This window comes from Micromonospora sp. NPDC048169, assembly GCF_040652815.1.
Taxonomy (GTDB): Bacteria; Actinomycetota; Actinomycetes; order Mycobacteriales; family Micromonosporaceae; genus Micromonospora.
The window spans coordinates 112,966-127,767 of record NZ_JBEZMS010000006.1; the positions used below are offsets into that span (position 1 = coordinate 112,966).

Here is a 14,802-nt window from a genome sequence, read left to right on the forward strand (position 1 = left end):
CGCCCTTGGTCGGATGCGCAACGGGCCGGGCGAAGTCCATGATCTGACAACACCATGGTGTCCTGCCCTGTATGGCGCGACTCAAGATCCAGGGCGAGTTCTAGCGGTTTGACGGTTCGGCTACGTAGGTGCCTCGGCCGGGCTGGCCGGTGATCAGCTCGCGATCGTGCAGCAATGACATCGCACGGTAGGCCGTGTTCATGTGGACGCCGTAGGTCTCGGCCAACTCACGTGTCGAGGGCAGTCGGTCGCCCGGCTTCAGCTCGCCACTCTTGATCTTCGCGGCGATGTCGTTGGCGATACGGCGGAACGGTGCTTCTGCTGTGGGCATGGTGGGGACTCCGGTTGGTTCGGCAAATCCGATCCTGCCCTACCTGCACAAGTAACTGCAACAAGTTGCCCAGCACGTCGAGAGTGGAGGCTCGCGCATAACCAGATACTGGTGTAGGTTGAGGCGCGTCCGGCTCCGGTTGGTTCGGCAAACCTCGGGAGTCGGACCCGGATTGGGCTCCGGGGTCGTACCGCCGAACGGGCTGCGGTCTCGGGGTCGGCGGCCCGCCCGCGTCCCCTGTCTGCGGGCGGGCCGCCTCCACGGCTCGGTGAGGAGGATCGGCGTGCGTAACGTGCTCAACCTGTTCCAGCCAACCCGGCGACGTGGCAAGGGCGGGCCGCCCAACCAGGGCTGGTACCGCTCGGAGTCGTGCCGGCCGCTGAGCGTCGGACAGATCCGCGAGCGGAGGTTCCGCACCGTGCGGCACGGGCTCGACCCGGCGGAGGTGCACGCCTTCCTCTACCGGGTGGCCGGTGACCTGGCGCTGGCCCGGCGCGACGCGTCCCGGTACGCCGAGGAGAACACGCGTATCAAGGCGGCGCTCAAGAGCTGGCAGTCCCGGTTCACTCCGGGCGCGCAGCGGTGAGCCGGGAGCGGTTCGTCGTACACCTGCCGGTTCTCGCGGCCGACCTCGACGGCGCGCGGGGGTTCGCGCGTGCCATCTGCCGGGCGCTCGGGTTCCTGGCCGACGTGGAGCGCGCCGGGACGACCGTGTCGCGGGAGGACGAGCAGTCCGTACGCCACTGGGTCTGGTGCGACCGGCCGCGCGACGGTGGCCGGCGGTGCGCACGGGCGGCCGACCACGACGGGGACTGCGGCGGGCGGTGACCGGCGCGCGATGGCGTGGGCCGACATTCCCGGCGAGCTGCGCGTGGTGGGTACGGCCATCCGGGGTCGGCGCGGTTACGTGGCGATGTCCGGCGTTGTAACGAGCGGCCACCCCGTCACGGGGACTTGTGTGCGCCGACCACATAGCCCGTGGGTGACGTCACTTCTAGCGTGAGCCGACAACTGACATTCCCCTGTCCTCACCTGGAGTCGCAATGACGATCCGGCACACGCGACGGGTGTTCCTTACCGCTGCCACCTCGGTGGCGGTCGCTCTGGCCGCCACCGCCTGTGGCAGCCCGCAGGACACCGCATCCGGCGGCGGCGACGCCGCCCCGGTCAAGGTCGGTCTGGTCTACTCCCAGTCCGGGCCGCTCGCCAGCTACGGCAAGCAGTACATCGAGGGTTTCAAGGCCGGCCTCGACTTCGCCACCAAGGGCACCGGCAAGGTCGGTGACCGCACCATCGAGGTGAGCGAGGCCGACGACGCGGGCGACCCGGCCAAGGCCGTGTCCGCCGCGAAGGACCTGATCGGCAAGGGTACGAAGATCATCGCCGGGTCCACCTCGTCCGGGGTGGCGCTCCAGGTCGCGCCGATCGCCGCGCAGAACAAGGTGCTGTTCATCTCCGGCCCGGCCGCCACCGACGCGGTGACCGGCGCGAACAAGTACACGTTCCGTTCCGGCCGGCAGTCCTGGCAGGACGTGGTGACCGCCCGGTCGTTCATCGGCGACGCGGGCGGCAAGAAGGTCGTCGTGTTCGCGCAGGACGGCGCGTTCGGCGACGCGAACGAGGCCGCCGTCAAGGCCGTGATCGGCGGTGCGGGCGCGAACGTGAGCAGCGTCCGGGCACCGGCCAGCGCCACCGAGTTCACGCCGTTCGCCAGCCAGATCAAGGCCGCCAAGCCGGACCTGCTCTTCGTCGCCTGGGCCGGCACCACCGCCGGCGCCATGTGGCAGACGCTCGACCAGCAGGGCGTCCTCGCCTCCACCACTGTCGTCACCGGCCTGGACATCCGCGCCTCCTGGCCGACGTTCGGCGCGGCCGGCAGCAAGATCTCGTTCCTGTCGCACTACTTCGACGGGGCCAGCGACACCGAGGCCGCCAAGGCCGCGAAGGCGAAGGTGCCGGGCGGCACGCTCGACCTGTTCCACCCGGACGGGTTCGCCGCCGCGCAGATGGTCGTCCGCGCCGTGCAGGAGGGCGGCGACGACGTGGAGAAGATGGTCAAGGCGCTTGAGGGCTGGGAGTTCGAGGGCGTCAAGGGCACCATGAAGATCCGCGCCGAGGACCACGCCCTGCTCCAGCCGATGTACCAGGCCAAGCTCTCCGGCAGCGGCACCGCCTTCACGGCGACCGCGCAGAAGTCGCTCACCGGTGACGAGAGCGCGCCGCCGGTCGCGCAGATGAAGGGCTGACCCGTGCTCGCCACCCGCGGTCTGACCTGGCGGATCGGTGAGGTCGCCATCGTCGACTCCGTCTACCTCGATCTGGCGCCGGGGGAGTTCCTCGGCGTGATCGGGCCCAACGGCGCCGGCAAGACCTCCCTGTTCAACCTGATCACCGGCCTGCGCCGGCCCACCGAGGGCACTGTCCTGCTGGACGGCGCGGACATCACCGCGCTCGCGCCGCACCGGCGGGCCCGGCTCGGACTGGGGCGTACCTTCCAGGCGTCCTCGGTCTTCGGCTCGCTCAGCGTGCGGGAGAACGTCCGGCTCGCCGTACAGGCACACCGGGGTGGCTCGATGAAGCTGTGGCGGCGGGCGGCGGCCGACCGGGAGGTGGCCGCCGCCGCCGACGCGGCGCTCGATCGGGTCGGCCTGCACCACAGGGGTACGGCGCTCGCCGGCACCCTGGCCCACGGCGAGAAGCGCAAGCTGGAGATCGCGCTGCTGCTCGCCGGTGAACCACGGGTGATGCTGCTGGACGAGCCGATGGCCGGGGTGAGCGCCGAGGACGTGCCCGAGCTGGTCAGCGTGATCAAGTCGTTGACCGGCGACAGCGGCCGGGCGGTGCTCATGGTGGAACACCACATGGACGTGATCCTGGAGCTGGCCGACCGGATCGCCGTGATGCACCACGGCGCGCTGCTGGCATGCGACACCCCGAACACGGTGATGGCGAACGCCACCGTGCAGGAGGCGTACCTGGGGGAGGCCCTCTAATGGCGGAACCTGTCCTGTCCGTGGCGGACCTGTCCGTGCGGATCGCCGGGCTGCACATCCTCCAGGGGGTGTCGTTCGAGGTCGCGCCGACCGGCGTCACGGTGCTGCTCGGGCGCAACGGCGTCGGCAAGACCACCACGCTGCGCGCGATCGTCGGGCTGACGCCGCGCGGCGGCGAGGTACGCGGGACCGTGCGGATGGGTGCGCGCAGCCTGCTCGCCCGCCCCACCCACCGGCTGGTCCGCGACGGCCTCGGCTACGTGCCGGAGGACCGCTGCGTCTTCGCCGCGCTCACCGTCGCGGAGAACCTGCGGCTCGCCGAACGGCGGGGCGTCGCGCCCGCGTACGACAAGGTCTTCTCGCTCTTCCCGGAGCTGGAGCGGCGCGGACGGCAACGGGCCGGCTCGCTCTCCGGCGGGCAGCAGCAGATGCTCGCGATCGGCCGGGTGCTGCTCAACGACAACCGGCTGCTGCTCGTCGACGAGCCGACGAAGGGGCTGGCGCCGAAGGTGGTGACCGAGGTGGCCGAGGTGCTGGAACGGGTGGCGGAATCCGTGCCGGTGCTGCTGGTCGAGCAGAACCTGGCGGTGGTACGGCGGCTGGCGACCGACGCGGTGGTGCTCTCCGCCGGGAAGGTCGCGTGGACCGGCGACGCCCAGGAACTGCTGTTGGAGACCGCGCTGACGAAGTCGCTGCTCGGTGTGGGTTCTGGCTCCGGGGAGGTGCACGCGTGAACACAGTGGTCCTGCTGACGCTGACCGGGTTGGGCCTGGCGGCGCTCTACTTCCTCGTGGCCTCCGGCCTGTCCCTGGTGTTCGGCCTCGCCGACGTGCTCAACTTCGCGCACGGGCTGTTCCTCGGCGTCGGCGCGTACGCGACGTGGTGGGCGGCGGGCAACCTGCCCGGCGCCGGGCCGGACGGGTTCGGTTTCGTGCTCGCTGTCGTCTTCGGCGTGCTGGCCGGTTCGCTCGTCGCGGTGCTCGTGGAGCTGGTGCTGATCCGGCCGCTCTACTCCCGCACGATCGAGCAGGTGCTCGTCACCGTCGGCCTGTCGCTCGCCGGGGTGGCGCTGCTCCAGGCCACCTGGGGCGCCGACCCGCGACCGTTCCCGCGTCCGGACTGGAGCCGGGGCGTGACATCGGTGCTCGGCGCGCAGGTGCCGAACGCCGGGCTGCTGCTGATCATCGCCGCCGCTGTGGTGCTCGGCGCGCTGCTGGCGTTCCTGCGCTGGACCCGGTACGGCCTGATCATCCGGGCCGGCGTGGAGAACCGGGAGATGGTCACCGCGCTCGGCATCGACGTGCGCAAGGCGTTCACGCTGGTCTTCGCGATCGGCGGGGCCGCCGCCGCGCTGGCCGGCGCGCTCGGCGGCGTCTACTTCGGCACCGTCTCGCCGGGGCAGGGCGGCTCGCTGCTGATCTTCGCCTTCATCGTGGTGGTGATCGGCGGGATGGGCTCGGTGGTCGGGTCCGCGTACGCGGCGGTCGCGGTGGGGCTGCTGCAACAGTTCGTCAACTACTACGGCACGTCCGGCCTGGGTGACCTGTGCGTGGTCGGTCTGCTCGCCGTGGTGCTGCTGCTGCGTCCGCAGGGCCTGGCCGGAAAGGTGGCTCACGCATGACCAACTCGGTGGTCGACGCGCCTGGGGCGCAGGTGCCCGACGAACTGACCCCCGGGCGTTCCCGCTGGCACGGACTGCGCCCGTACCTGCCGCTCGTGGCGCTGGCGGTGGCGGCGATCCTGCCGTACTCCACGCTGCACCTGCCCGGGATCTTCGAGGGGCCGCTGAACTCGCCCGGCACGCTGCAACTGCTCGCCATCTGCCTTGTCTTCGGCGGGCTGGCGGCCGGATACGACCTGCTGTTCGGGCGTACCGGGATGCTCTCCTTCGGCCACGCGCTCTACTTCGCCGCCGGCGTGTACGGCACCGACATCCTGGTCACCAAGGCCGGGCTGCCGCTGTGGCAGGCGGCAGTGCTCACGGTGATCGGCGGGACCACCCTGGCCGCGCTGCTCGGTGCGGTGGCCCTGCGGACGGTGGGCATCGCGTTCGCCATGGTGACGCTGGCGTTCGCGCAGGTCGGGGCGATCCTGGTGGCCCGCGACTTCGGCGGCCTCACCGGCGGCGAGGAGGGCCTGCCGCTGGACGTTTCCGGACTGCCGGCTGCTCTGGTGGGGGTCACCAACACGGTGAACCTATACTGGCTGGCGCTGGCGTACCTGGCGATCGTGGTCCTCGTGGTGCACCGGGTCAGCGCCTCGCCGACCGGGCGGGTGCTGGCCGGGCTGCGCGACGACGAGCGGCGCATCGGGGTGCTCGGGCTCGACCCGTACCGGTTCAAGCTCGTCGCGTTCACGCTCGCCGGTGGTCTCGCGTCGGCCGGCGGGGTGGTCTACGTGCTGATCGTCGGCGGCGCCAGCCCGCACATCACCTCGTCGGAGCTGACGCTGTCGCTGCTGGTCATGGTGGTGCTCGGCGGCCCCGGCACGCGGTGGGGGCCGGTGCTGGGCGGTGTCCTCTACATGTACCTGGACCACCGGCTCACCGCGTTCGGCAGCAGCGACGCGGTGAACAGCCTGCCCGCGTTCCTCAGCCACCCGCTGAGCCAGCCCCTGTTCGTCCTGGGCACCGTGTTCATCCTGGCCGTCTACTTCTTCCCCGGCGGCCTGGCCAGCCTGCGCTCCCGCGTAACCCCCCTGCTGACCGCCCTCCGCCGCCCCCGCTGACCCTCTCCCGGCCCACCCGCCCCTCCGCCCCTCTCCCGCTCCGTTGATCAAGGAGTTTGTGTCCTGATTCCACGGCCAGGATGACGCAAACTCCTTGATCAACGGGGATGGCGGGATGGCGGGAGGCGGGGAGGCGGGGAGGGAGTGGGAGGGAGCGGTGGGGCACGCGCGAGGGGCGGCGGCCCCCCGTGTGGCCCCCGCCCCCGCGCGTGCGTCGTGGTCAGCCGTTGAGCATCTCGTACGCCGACGCCGGCGCCTTCTGCACCTGCGCGCCCGTCGGCGCGCTGATCTTCGGCGCCTTGCCGAAGTCGTAGTACTTGGCGACCAGCTTCATCGCCTTCTTCTTGCCCGCGGCCGGCACCTCAAGGGTCAGCGAGGTGAGGTTCCCGTCCGGCCCGACCACGGCCGTGAACGGCACCTTCTTCGCCGCGTCACCGAGCGCGTCCACGTCCACGGTGGTGAAGCTCTCGCGGATGTCCGCGCTCGCGGTCAGGTCGGCGAACCCGGCGTACGTCCCGTCGCCCCGGTCCTCGACAGTCTCCGCGGTCCGGATGACACCGCCCATGTTGGCCGGGTCGGCGTTCTGGTAGACCGGCACCTCCGAGGTGTCGTCGAGCTTGGTGCGGTCCAGGAGCATCCAGCGCTTCGGCAGCTTCATCATGTCCTGCAGGCCGGCCATTCCGGTGATCTTCACCCGCATCCAGATGTCCTCCTCGATCACGCGGAAGGTCATCCCCATGGTGAACTCCGGGTCCTTGCTCTTCTCCGACATGGACAGCTCAAGGCCGCGCGCCGCCGGGTCGACCACCCCGTCGAACTTGTCCGCGCCCTCGATCGTGGTGAACCGGAAGGCCGGGTCGTTCTCGTCCGGCACGGCGGCCAGCAGCGTGGCCTTCGGGTCGGCCGACGGGCTCGGGGCCGGCCCGGCGCTCTCGGTGGCGTCGCCGGTCCCGCACCCGGCGGCCAGGACGGTGGTGGCCAGTACGGCCGTCGCGAGAGCCGCGATCCGCCGGAGTTTCACGACGGATCCGAATCGCTGCGTCATGGTGTTCGACTCACTTTCCCAGGTGATTGTTGCCGGGTAAGTATCGGCAGCCGTCACGGCGGCCCCGCTGCCGATATGCTGCCGTCCGACTGCCGTCGGCCACAGTGGGCGACGGCAGCCGGTACGGGGGCGGAAACTCGCATGTCAGAGGCGCTGCGCTTCGAACTGCTCGGCCCGCAGCGGGCCTGGTACGCCGGCCGTCCGCTCGACCTGGGCCCGGCCAAGCAGCGGGCGGTGCTGGCCGTGCTGCTGCTCGCCGCCGGCCGTCCCGTCCCGACCGGGCAGATCGTCGAGGCGGTCTGGCCGGACGAGGCACCGGTGAACGGCCTCAACGTGGTGCAGAAGTACGTGGCCGGTCTGCGCCGGGTGCTGGAACCCGACCGGTCGCCGCGTACGCCGGGCCGGGTGCTCACCCTCACCGACGCGGGCTACCTGTTGCGCGTGCCGCCCGAGGCGGTGGACGTGGTGTGCTTCGAACGGGGCGTGCAGCGTGCGCGGGCGGCGCAGGCGGGCGGCCGTACGGCGGAGGCGCTGGCCGAGGTGAGCGCCGCGCTGGACCTGTGGCAGGGGGAGCCGTTCACCGGGTTCGCCGGCCCGTACTTCGACGCGGCCCGGCACCGGCTGGTGGAGATGCGGGCGGTCGCGCTGGAGACGCGTACCGACCTGGAACTGGCCGACGGCCGGGACGGCGAGCTGGTCGGACGCCTGGTCGAGTTGGTCACCGAGTTCCCGGTCCGGGAGCGACTGCGCCAGCAGCTCATGCTGGTGCTGCACCGCAGCGGTCGGCAGGCCGAGGCGCTGGCCGCCTACCGCGACTACGCCGGGCTGCTCCGCGACGAGTACGGCATCGAACCGGGCGAACCGCTGCAGGATCTGCACCGGCGGATCCTCCGCGCCGATCCGGGCCTCCTGGCGCGTCCGGAGCGGGCCGGGCCGGACGGGAGGTGGACGGGCCGTCCGGAGCCGCTTCCGGTCGCCGCCGGTACCCCCACCGGCGCACCGGCTCCACCGTCGCTCACGAGCCCCGCCGAGGCGCCGGGCCGGCCGCTGCCCACTGATCCGGCCGAGAATTCGTTTCCGCCCACCGCTGCGGCGCCGGTCTCGGCCCGGCTCACCGTGCCGGTCCAGTTCACCGTCTCCGCGCAGCCGGGCGGTCCGCTCCCGCAGTCACCGGCCGGCGAGCCGCCTGCCGGCCTGCCGGCCTGGGTCTCGCCCCCCGTCGCACCGCTGTTCGGCGCCGTGCCGCCGACCGGGCGTCCGTCCGGTGTGCCGGGGTGGCTGAGCGTCGTCGTGACGGTGGGCGGTGCGCTCACCGCCCTGCTCTCGTTCGGCATGCTCACCTGGCTGGTGGTGCTGCTGTACGGCTTCTGGCGGCGCAGCTGGGGCAGCGTCGTCGCCGCCGTCTGCTACCTGACCGTGGCCGTGACGTTCGTGACGGTCCTGGGCAGCAGCGAGTCCGAGGAGGTCACCGCACCCGAGATCACCTTGATGGCGATCTGGCTGGCCGCCTGGGCGGCGGGCGTCCCGCACGTGGTGCTGCTCAACGGCCGGCTGCTCGCCTGGTTGCGCGGCCTCTGGCGGGGGCGGCCGTACGCGGACCGCAACCGGCTGCGCCGGGAGTACGCCCGTTACCTGCTCTACCAGTACCCGTCGGCCCGCGACGACCTGCGCATCGGGCGCCCCGACCTGCCCCGCGCGTACGACGACGGCGGACTGGTGGACGTCAACTCGGTGCCGGACCAGGTGATCGTCGGGCTGCCGGGACTGACCCGGTCGCAGGCACAGCACGTGGTGGTCGACCGGAGGCTGCGTGGCCCGTACACGTCGATGGAGGAGCTGGCCTCGCGGTGCCTGCTGCCGGCGGCGGCGACCGACGTGCTGCGCGAACTGCTTGTCTTCCTGCCGCCCGCGCCGCAGCCCGGTCCGCCGGTGACGCCGGCCGCCCCTGGTAGAAATGCCGGATGAGCCAGGATCGGATGGCCGTCCGGGAACGCGCCGAGGCGGTGCTGCGGCGGCTGGCGGGTGACCACGCCCGGCTGCGCGAGGACCAGTGGCGGGCCATCGAGGCGCTCGTGGTCGACCGGCGGCGGGTGCTCTGCGTGCAGCGCACCGGCTGGGGCAAGTCGGCCGTCTACTTCGTGGCCACCGCGCTGCTGCGGGAGGGGAATCAGCACGGGCCGACGGTGATCGTCTCGCCGCTGCTGGCGCTGATGCGCAACCAGGTCGAGTCCGCCGCCCGGGCCGGCATCCGGGCACGCACCATCAACTCGGCGAACCTGGACGAGTGGGACCAGATCACCGCCGAGATCCACGCCGGGGCGGTCGACGTGCTGCTGATCAGCCCGGAACGCCTGAACAACCCGGACTTCCGCGACGGCGTCCTGCCGAAGCTGGCCGCCACCACCGGGCTGCTCGTGGTGGACGAGGCGCACTGCGTCTCCGACTGGGGGCACGACTTCCGCCCCGACTACCGGCGGCTGCGCACGTTCCTGGCCAACCTGCCCGAGCGCACGCCGGTGCTCGCCACCACCGCCACCGCCAACGCCCGGGTCACGCAGGACGTGGCCGAGCAACTGGGCGACGCGCTGGTGCTGCGGGGCACGCTGGACCGGGAGTCGCTGCGCCTCGGCGTACTCGATCTGCCGAGCCCGGCCCACCGCCTGGCCTGGCTGGCCGACCACCTGGACCGGCTGCCCGGCTCGGGGATCGTCTACACGCTCACCGTGGCGGCGGCCACCGAGACGGCCGAGTTCCTGCGCGGCCGGGGCTGGTCGGTCGCGTCCTACACCGGGCAGGCCGAGGACGCCGACCGGCGGGCCGCCGAACAGGACCTGCTGGACAACAAGATCAAGGCGCTGGTCGCCACCAGCGCGCTCGGCATGGGCTTCGACAAGCCCGACCTCGGCTTCGTCGTGCACCTGGGCGCTCCGCCCTCGCCGATCGCCTACTACCAGCAGGTCGGCCGCGCGGGCCGGGCCGTCGAGCACGCCGAGGTGCTGCTGCTGCCCGGCGTGGAGGACGCGGCGATCTGGCGGTACTTCGCCTCGCTCGCCTTCCCGCCCGAGGAACAGGTCCGCGCCGTGCTCGCCGCGCTGGACACCGAGCGGCCGATCTCCACCCAGGCCCTGGAACCGGTGGTCGACCTGCGCCGGACCCGGCTGGAGCTGATGCTCAAGGTGCTCGACGTGGACGGCGCGGTCCGCCGGGTACGCGGCGGCTGGCTCGCCACCGGCGAGCCGTGGGTCTACGACGAGGCCCGGTTGCGGCGCGTCGCCGACGCGCGCGCCGCCGAGCAGCGGGCCATGCGGGAGTACGCCTCGACGTCCCGCTGCCGGATGCGCTACCTGCGGGAAGGGCTGGACGACACCGGGGCGCAGGACTGCGGGCGGTGCGACAACTGCGCCGGTCCGCTGTTCGACGCCGAGGTCACCGAGGCGGCGCTGACCGCCGCGCAGACGTTCCTCGGGCGCCCCGGCGTGCCGATCCCGCCGAAGAAGCTCTGGCCGACCGGGTTGGAGGCGGTCGGCGTACCCCTGAAGGGCCGCATCCCCCCGGCGGAGCAGGCGCTGGCCGGCCGGGCCGTGGGGCGCCTGTCCGACCTGGGGTGGGGCGGGCGGCTGCGCGGGCTGGTCGGGCCGGAGGCGCCGGACGGCCCGGTGCCCGACGACGTGGTGGCCGCCGTGGTCGAGGTGCTGAAGGCGTGGGCGCACGGCGACGACCCGTGGCCCCGGCGGCCCGCCGGCGTGGTCGCGGTCGGCTCCCGGACGCGACCGCTGCTGGTCGGCTCGCTGGCCGAGCGGATCGCCGCCGTGGGCCGGCTTCCGCTGCTCGGCCACGTCGTCCCGGCCGGGCCTGGCGGTGGCGGGCCGCGCGGCAACAGCGCCCAGCGGGTACGCGCGCTGCACGGCGCCTTCCACCTGCCGGACGACCTGGCCGGCGCGCTGCCGGGGCTGGACGGTCCGGTGCTGCTGGTGGACGACCTGGTCGACTCGGGCTGGACGATGGCGACGGCGGCGCGGCTGCTGCGCCGGTCCGGCGCCCCGGACGTGCTGCCGCTGGCGCTCGCGGTCGCCGGCTGACCCGTCGCGGCGGGTTCGCGGCGCGGCGGGTTCGCGGCCGGTTCGCGGCTCGCGGCGGAAAGTTCCCGGACCGGGCGGAATGCGAGCGTCACCACCGTCGGCGGACCGTCGTCCGGCCCGCGTCCGGGCGGCGGTACCGTGGGGTCATGACCGAGCAGCGACCCGTCGTCCAGACGTACACCGTGACCGGGATGACCTGCGAACACTGCGTCAAGGCGGTGACCGAGGAGCTGTCCGCGCTGCCCGGTGTCGACGAGGTCCGGATCGATCTGACGAGCGGCACCGCCACCGTCACCAGCGCGGCGCCGCTGTCCGTCGAGTCCGTGCGTGCCGCGGTGGACGAGGCGGGTTACGAGCTGGTCGGCGGCGGTGCCTGAGTCGTTGTCGGTCACGTCCGGCACCGGCGTCGTCCCCGACGACGCCGAGGCCGGTTCCGGCGCTCCCGCGACAGGGCCCGGCGACGCGGTGGACCGGGAGACGCTGCGGCTGGCCATGGTGGTGGGCGGCCTGGTGCTCGCCGTACTGCTCGGTTTCGGCCTCGGGCGGATGAACGCGCCGGCCGAGGCGGTGCGGTCCGCGGGCGCGACGGCCGGGGGAGTCGCCACCGGCGACGGCGGTGCGCACGCCCACGCGCCCGGGACCGGCGCGCACACGCACGACGGCGCCACAGTCACCCAGGGCGGCGGCGACGGCGCGACGGGGCTGTCGATCACCTCGGCCGGCTACACGCTCGTGCCGTCGACCGAGCTGGTCGCGGGCCGCGCCGGTGAGCTGCGCTTCCAGATCCGCGACGACCAGCGCCGGGCGGTCACCCGGTTCGCCGTCGTGCACGACAAGCCGATGCACGTGATCATGGTCCGGCGTGACCTCAGCGGCTACCGGCACCTGCACCCGACGATGGCCGCCGACGGCACCTGGTCGGTGCCGATCACGTCGCCGGAGGCGGGTCCCTGGCGGATGTACGCCGACTTCACCACGGTCGCCGACGACGGCCGCCAGGTCGCCGTGGTGCTCGGCGCCGACCTGACCGCGGCCGGCGCGTACCAGCCCCGGCCGCTGCCCGCCGCCGCCACGTCGGCCACCGTCGACGGGTTCACCGTCGCCCACACCGGCACGCCGGAGGTGGGGAAGGCGGTGCCGCTGCGGTTCCGGGTCACCGGCGCCGACGGCGCGGCGGCGTCGCTGGAGCCGTACCTCGGTGCGTACGGGCACCTTGTGGCGTTGCGCGAGGGCGATCTCGGCTACCTGCACGTACACCCGGAGCCGGTGCGCGACGGCGACGACGTGACGTTCTGGCTGACCGCGCCGGGGCCGGGGAGCTACCGGATGTTCCTGGACTTTCAGGTCGGCGGTGTGGTGCGGACCGCCGAGTTCACGCTGACAGTGGCCTGAGCCGAGGGCCGCTGCCCCGGTCGGTCAGCCGGCCCGGCGGACCGGGCGGCGGGCCAGGTAGCGGAGCAGATCGCGGATGTGGTGCTTCTCCTCGGCGGGCACGTTCGGGTCGGCGAGCCGGTCCAGGATCACCCGCACGTCGGCCTCCACCGGGCCGTCCTCGGCACCACGGCGGCGGGGCACCGGCCCGGCGTCGGGCAGCCCGAGCGCGCGGAACGCCGCCGCCACGGGCAGGTCGAGGGCGGCGCAGAAGCCGCGCACCTTGGCGAGCTCGGGATAGTCCTGCCAGTCTCCGGCCAGCCAGCGGAACACAGTGGAACGGCCCACGCCGGTGTGGGTGGCGAGGTCGGTCACCGTCCAGCCGCGTTCCTCGCGTGCGGCATCGATGGCCCGGCGTACGAAGCGCGCGAAGGCCATCTGCGGTGAAACGTCTGCGGAACCCATCCCTGGTGGATCTGTCCCCTTCCTCCGGTGGCCCGGCTCGCCCATCGAGCGTAGTACGCCCGGCGGGAGAAGTAACCGACTGATCGGCCCGGAGGGCCCGCTGGCAGGACCGATCAATGCGGAAGTGTGGTTCGGGTAATCTGCTTCGGGTAAGAAAATGGGGAACCCTGGGAACCGAAATGGAGGAGCAGCATGGCCGAGCCGGACCGTTCCGTGCCGCATCGCCCTGGCGCGGTGAGTCTCTTCTTCGTGGCCAAGGCCGCGGTGTTCGCGCTCGGCTTCTGGCTCTGGCTACTGGTGCTGGCGGTACGCGGCGGCGACGCGACGGGCGTACACCTGATCGCCGCGACCGGCGCGATCTGCACCACGCTGGTCTCGGTGGTGCTCGGCGCTCGGATGGCGTTGCAGCGCAACGCCGCCGTCCGGCACGCCGAACTGAAGCGACTGCTCGTCGACATCTCGTGGAACGCCTTCGCCGCCGCCGGGAACGGCGAGCAGCGCGGGAAGGTGGTGCCGTTCCCGAGCGTCTCCCACGACGCCGAGCAGGCCCCGAGCCGCGGCTCCGGTGAGCGGGTGTCGGTGCTCGACCGGGGTGACCGCAACCGGGGCGACCTGGGACGGTAGGCCCCCGGTCAGCGCGCCTCGGCCAGCAGCGTCTCCAGCCGGGGCGTGACGCCCCACTGGTCGACCAGTTCGCGATATTCGGCCCGCTGCCCGTCGGTCGGGGCGCCGGCCGTCCGCCGCGCCCGGATCAGCAGGTTGCGCGGCGTGTGCTGGGAGTCGACGAACTCCACCACCTCGGCGCGGTAGCCGTGCAGGCGCAGCAGCGCGGCGCGTACCGCGTCGGTGAGCACGTCGGCGAACCGTTCCCGCAGGATGCCCTGCCGGGTCAGCAGCTCGTACGGCGCGGGCGCCGGCCCGGCCCGCAACTGCGCGGCCAGGTCGTGGTGGCAGCAGGGCGCGGCGAGCACCCAGCGGGCCTCCCAGCGCACCGCCCGGGCCAGCGCCTCGTCGGTGGCGGTGTCGCAGGCGTGCAGCGCCAGCACCAGATCGGGCGCCGGGTCGACCGGCGCCTCGGCGATGGTGCCGGCCACGAAACCGACCCGGTCGGACCAGCCCAGGCGCTCGGCCAGCTCGGTGTTGCGGCGGCGCTGGTCCTCGCGGACGTCCACCCCGACCAGGGTCACGTCCAGGCCGCGCCCGACCAGATAGCGGTAGGCGGCGAAGGTCAGGTACGCGTTGCCGCAGCCCAGGTCCACCACCCGCAGCGGGCCGGTGAGGTCGTCGGGCAGCGTGGCCGCGAGCGCACGCAGGAACGCGTCGACCTGGCGGCGCTTGGCCGCCGAGCCGCCGATCTCGCGGAACAGGGGATCACCCGGGTCGAGCAGCCACTCCTTGGCCCGGTCGTGCCCGCCCGGCTCGACGGCCGGACGGCTGGCCGCCGCGCGGTGCACCTGCGCCTCGCCGGACTTGGTGACCCGGAGCTGGAGCGTGGCGTCGGCGGTCTCGACGTGCCAGTTGCCGAACGGCTCGGCGAGCAGTTCGTCGACCGCCGCGCCGGCCTCCGTGCCAGGTGCCACGTTGCGGGTGTGCGGTCGTGAGCCGTCGGAGACGGCGATCTGCAACCGGGGGCCGGCCTTCAGCGTGACCGGCCGCAGTTCCGCGCGTACCACCGAGGGACGCTGCCCACGACGGCGCCCGGCGGCGACCGCGCGGGTCAGCCCCGGCGCGAGCAGCAGCGCCCGCACCTCAGCCAGCGCCGAGTCCAAGGCCTCAGCCATCCCTACCTAC

The 14,802-nt window shown here is 73.0% G+C and carries 16 protein-coding genes; 12 read left to right on the plus strand and 4 right to left on the minus strand.

Annotated elements, in window-relative coordinates; all coding sequences use genetic code 11:
• Positions 1-100: 100 nt before the first annotated feature.
• Entirely contained in the window at positions 101-331 is a 231-nt protein-coding gene (locus tag AB0D28_RS07885) for a winged helix-turn-helix domain-containing protein (RefSeq protein WP_357383424.1), read from the minus strand.
• A gap of 283 nt (positions 332-614) precedes the next feature.
• Between AB0D28_RS07885 and AB0D28_RS07890 the strand changes: the two genes are divergently transcribed.
• The 7 genes from AB0D28_RS07890 (at position 615) to AB0D28_RS07920 (ending at position 6,051) form a co-directional block, all read left to right on the plus strand.
• Positions 615-917 carry a DivIVA domain-containing protein gene (locus AB0D28_RS07890; RefSeq protein WP_355506052.1) on the plus strand — a complete coding sequence of 101 codons (303 nt, stop codon included), beginning with the start codon at positions 615-617 and terminating at the stop codon, positions 915-917.
• Positions 914-1,159 carry a hypothetical protein gene (locus AB0D28_RS07895; protein ID WP_047894639.1) on the plus strand — a complete coding sequence of 82 codons (246 nt, stop codon included), beginning with the start codon at positions 914-916 and terminating at the stop codon, positions 1,157-1,159. The genes AB0D28_RS07890 and AB0D28_RS07895 overlap by 4 nt, the downstream gene beginning before the upstream one ends.
• A gap of 215 nt (positions 1,160-1,374) precedes the next feature.
• Positions 1,375-2,577, plus strand: coding sequence for a substrate-binding domain-containing protein (locus AB0D28_RS07900; protein ID WP_357383427.1), 1,203 nt, complete (start codon positions 1,375-1,377; stop codon positions 2,575-2,577).
• A 3-nt stretch (positions 2,578-2,580) separates the two neighbouring features.
• A complete protein-coding gene (locus AB0D28_RS07905) occupies positions 2,581-3,324 on the plus strand; it encodes an ABC transporter ATP-binding protein (protein WP_357383429.1) in 744 nt (247 codons plus the stop codon).
• Positions 3,324-4,058, plus strand: a complete 735-nt coding sequence (locus AB0D28_RS07910; protein WP_357383431.1) for an ABC transporter ATP-binding protein — start codon at positions 3,324-3,326, stop codon at positions 4,056-4,058. The genes AB0D28_RS07905 and AB0D28_RS07910 overlap by 1 nt, the downstream gene beginning before the upstream one ends.
• On the plus strand, positions 4,055-4,945 hold the full coding sequence (locus AB0D28_RS07915; RefSeq protein ID WP_357383433.1) for a branched-chain amino acid ABC transporter permease: 891 nt from the start codon (positions 4,055-4,057) through the stop codon (positions 4,943-4,945). Before AB0D28_RS07910 ends, AB0D28_RS07915 begins: the two co-directional genes overlap by 4 nt.
• Entirely contained in the window at positions 4,942-6,051 is a 1,110-nt protein-coding gene (locus AB0D28_RS07920) for a branched-chain amino acid ABC transporter permease (RefSeq protein WP_357383435.1), read from the plus strand. Before AB0D28_RS07915 ends, AB0D28_RS07920 begins: the two co-directional genes overlap by 4 nt.
• Before the next feature lie 220 nt (positions 6,052-6,271).
• On the opposite strand, the gene AB0D28_RS07925 is transcribed toward AB0D28_RS07920, so the two are convergent.
• Positions 6,272-7,072, minus strand: coding sequence for a hypothetical protein (locus tag AB0D28_RS07925; RefSeq protein WP_357383437.1), 801 nt, complete (start codon positions 7,070-7,072; stop codon positions 6,272-6,274).
• Between the two features lie 165 nt (positions 7,073-7,237).
• On the opposite strand from AB0D28_RS07925, the gene AB0D28_RS07930 reads away from it, so the two are divergent.
• The 4 genes from AB0D28_RS07930 (at position 7,238) to AB0D28_RS07945 (ending at position 12,567) form a co-directional block, all read left to right on the plus strand.
• Positions 7,238-9,061 (plus strand): BTAD domain-containing putative transcriptional regulator, encoded by a 1,824-nt coding sequence (locus tag AB0D28_RS07930; RefSeq protein ID WP_357383439.1) that lies wholly within the window; start codon positions 7,238-7,240, stop codon positions 9,059-9,061.
• Positions 9,058-11,175 carry a DEAD/DEAH box helicase gene (locus AB0D28_RS07935; RefSeq protein WP_357383441.1) on the plus strand — a complete coding sequence of 706 codons (2,118 nt, stop codon included), beginning with the start codon at positions 9,058-9,060 and terminating at the stop codon, positions 11,173-11,175. Before AB0D28_RS07930 ends, AB0D28_RS07935 begins: the two co-directional genes overlap by 4 nt.
• A gap of 146 nt (positions 11,176-11,321) precedes the next feature.
• Complete coding sequence (locus AB0D28_RS07940; protein ID WP_302905479.1) at positions 11,322-11,552, plus strand: heavy-metal-associated domain-containing protein; 231 nt, start codon at positions 11,322-11,324, stop codon at positions 11,550-11,552.
• Positions 11,545-12,567: a hypothetical protein gene (locus AB0D28_RS07945; RefSeq protein WP_357383443.1), complete on the plus strand. Its 1,023-nt coding sequence runs from the start codon at positions 11,545-11,547 to the stop codon at positions 12,565-12,567. The genes AB0D28_RS07940 and AB0D28_RS07945 overlap by 8 nt, the downstream gene beginning before the upstream one ends.
• A gap of 24 nt (positions 12,568-12,591) precedes the next feature.
• On the opposite strand, the gene AB0D28_RS07950 is transcribed toward AB0D28_RS07945, so the two are convergent.
• Entirely contained in the window at positions 12,592-13,011 is a 420-nt protein-coding gene (locus tag AB0D28_RS07950; RefSeq protein ID WP_026268433.1) for a helix-turn-helix transcriptional regulator, read from the minus strand.
• Positions 13,012-13,203: 192 nt separating this feature from the next.
• Here AB0D28_RS07950 and AB0D28_RS07955 point away from each other — a divergent pair, with 192 nt between their 5' ends.
• On the plus strand, positions 13,204-13,635 hold the full coding sequence (locus tag AB0D28_RS07955; RefSeq protein WP_357383446.1) for a hypothetical protein: 432 nt from the start codon (positions 13,204-13,206) through the stop codon (positions 13,633-13,635).
• An 8-nt stretch (positions 13,636-13,643) separates the two neighbouring features.
• On the opposite strand, the gene AB0D28_RS07960 is transcribed toward AB0D28_RS07955, so the two are convergent.
• Entirely contained in the window at positions 13,644-14,792 is a 1,149-nt protein-coding gene (locus tag AB0D28_RS07960; RefSeq protein WP_357383448.1) for an SAM-dependent methyltransferase, read from the minus strand.
• Positions 14,793-14,802: the final 10 nt, after the last annotated feature.

Excerpts from the sequence above, each read along its gene's own strand:
- AB0D28_RS07885 (WP_357383424.1), bottom strand. The coding sequence starts at position 331 with ATGCCCACAGCAGAAGCACCGTTCCGCCGTATCGCCAACGACATCGCC.
- AB0D28_RS07900 (WP_357383427.1), top strand. The coding sequence starts at position 1,375 with ATGACGATCCGGCACACGCGACGGGTGTTCCTTACCGCTGCCACCTCG.
- AB0D28_RS07910 (WP_357383431.1), top strand. The coding sequence starts at position 3,324 with ATGGCGGAACCTGTCCTGTCCGTGGCGGACCTGTCCGTGCGGATCGCC.
- AB0D28_RS07920 (WP_357383435.1), top strand. The coding sequence starts at position 4,942 with ATGACCAACTCGGTGGTCGACGCGCCTGGGGCGCAGGTGCCCGACGAA.
- AB0D28_RS07930 (WP_357383439.1), top strand. The coding sequence starts at position 7,238 with ATGTCAGAGGCGCTGCGCTTCGAACTGCTCGGCCCGCAGCGGGCCTGG.
- AB0D28_RS07935 (WP_357383441.1), top strand. The coding sequence starts at position 9,058 with ATGAGCCAGGATCGGATGGCCGTCCGGGAACGCGCCGAGGCGGTGCTG.
- AB0D28_RS07940 (WP_302905479.1), top strand. The coding sequence starts at position 11,322 with ATGACCGAGCAGCGACCCGTCGTCCAGACGTACACCGTGACCGGGATG.
- AB0D28_RS07950 (WP_026268433.1), bottom strand. The coding sequence starts at position 13,011 with ATGGGTTCCGCAGACGTTTCACCGCAGATGGCCTTCGCGCGCTTCGTA.
- AB0D28_RS07955 (WP_357383446.1), top strand. The coding sequence starts at position 13,204 with ATGGCCGAGCCGGACCGTTCCGTGCCGCATCGCCCTGGCGCGGTGAGT.
- AB0D28_RS07960 (WP_357383448.1), bottom strand. The coding sequence starts at position 14,792 with ATGGCTGAGGCCTTGGACTCGGCGCTGGCTGAGGTGCGGGCGCTGCTG.